This window comes from Falsigemmobacter intermedius, assembly GCF_004054105.1.
Lineage (GTDB): Bacteria > Pseudomonadota > Alphaproteobacteria > Rhodobacterales > Rhodobacteraceae > Wagnerdoeblera > Wagnerdoeblera intermedia.
Window position 1 is genome coordinate 925 of record NZ_SBLC01000120.1, and the last position, 1,200, is coordinate 2,124.

Annotated in this window: 1 pseudogene; it reads left to right on the plus strand. The window is 65.0% G+C overall.

The annotated features are described in order from the left end of the window. Positions 1 to 11 precede the first annotated feature (11 nt). Positions 12 to 1,200, plus strand: a pseudogene (locus tag EP867_RS19445) (IS66 family transposase); the annotation flags it as partial.

The window sequence follows — 1,200 nt, forward strand, 5'->3', positions numbered from 1 at the left end:
AGCTTCCTGCCATGTCAGAGACCTCGTCCGATATCGCTTCCCTCATGGCCGCCTTAGCAGCGGCCGAGACACGCGCATCGGGGCTGGAGGCTGACCTGCAGGCCGCGCGCGTGGCTTTGAGCCAGGCCCAGGCCGTCGCCTCTGCGGCCGATGAGATGATCAAACACCTGCGCCTGCAGATCGCCAAATTGCGCCGCGATCACTATGGCCACAGTGCTGAACGCCATGCCGCCTGATTGAGCAGCTGGAGCTGCAACTCGAAGATCTGGAGGCCGATCAGGGCGAAGATCTGGCCCGCACGGATGCAGCGCCCGCCAGGACCTCTGTGGCCGGCTTTGAGCGCCGCCGTCCCGCGCGCAAGCCCTTCCCGGACCATCTGCCGCGCGAGCGCGTGGTGATCGAGGCGCCGACCTCCTGCACCTGTTGCGGCTCAGGGCGCATCGTGAAGATGGGCGAAGACATCACCGAGACGCTGGAAGTCGTCCCGCGGCAGTGGAAGGTCATCCAGCCGCCCGCGCCCTTCCACCCGACGCCACGGGGCTGGGCGGGCCCGAACTTCCTGGCGATGGTGCTGTTCGAGATCGAGCCATGGGAACGCCACGGGTCCGAGAGACCATGGCGAGGCGGCCAACACCAGCCGCTCCATCGGCAGGCAGAGCGATATGCAAAGGAAGGTGTCGAGGTCAGCCTCTCGACGCTGGCCGATCAGGTTGGCGCCTGTGTGGTGGCTTTGCAGCCCCTCTATGACCTGATCCGCGCCCATGTGCTGGCAGCCGATCGATTGCATGGGGATGACACCACCGTGCCGCTGATGGCCAAGAGTGGCACCAAGACCGCCCGTTTGTGGACATGGGTGCGCGATGACCGCCCCTTTGCCGGTGGTGCCCCGCCTGCAGCACTTTACTACTTCTCGACCGACAGGCGGATGGAGCATCCCACCCGGCATGTGGCGGGCTGGACAGGTGTCCTGCAAGGTGAGGAGGGTCACCAAACAGTCCGGGGGACTGTTTGGCCGACGAACGCCTATGGCTGCTACAACGATCTGTATCTGGCCGAGCGCCAACCAGCCCCCGTTGCCTCTGCGCTGTGTTGGTCCCATGCCCGGCGCAGGTTCTTCGAACTTGCCGATATCAAAGAGGACCGCAGCGCTCAAACGCAAGATCAACCCGACCCGCGTCCCGATCGAGCAGAAGGAAAGCA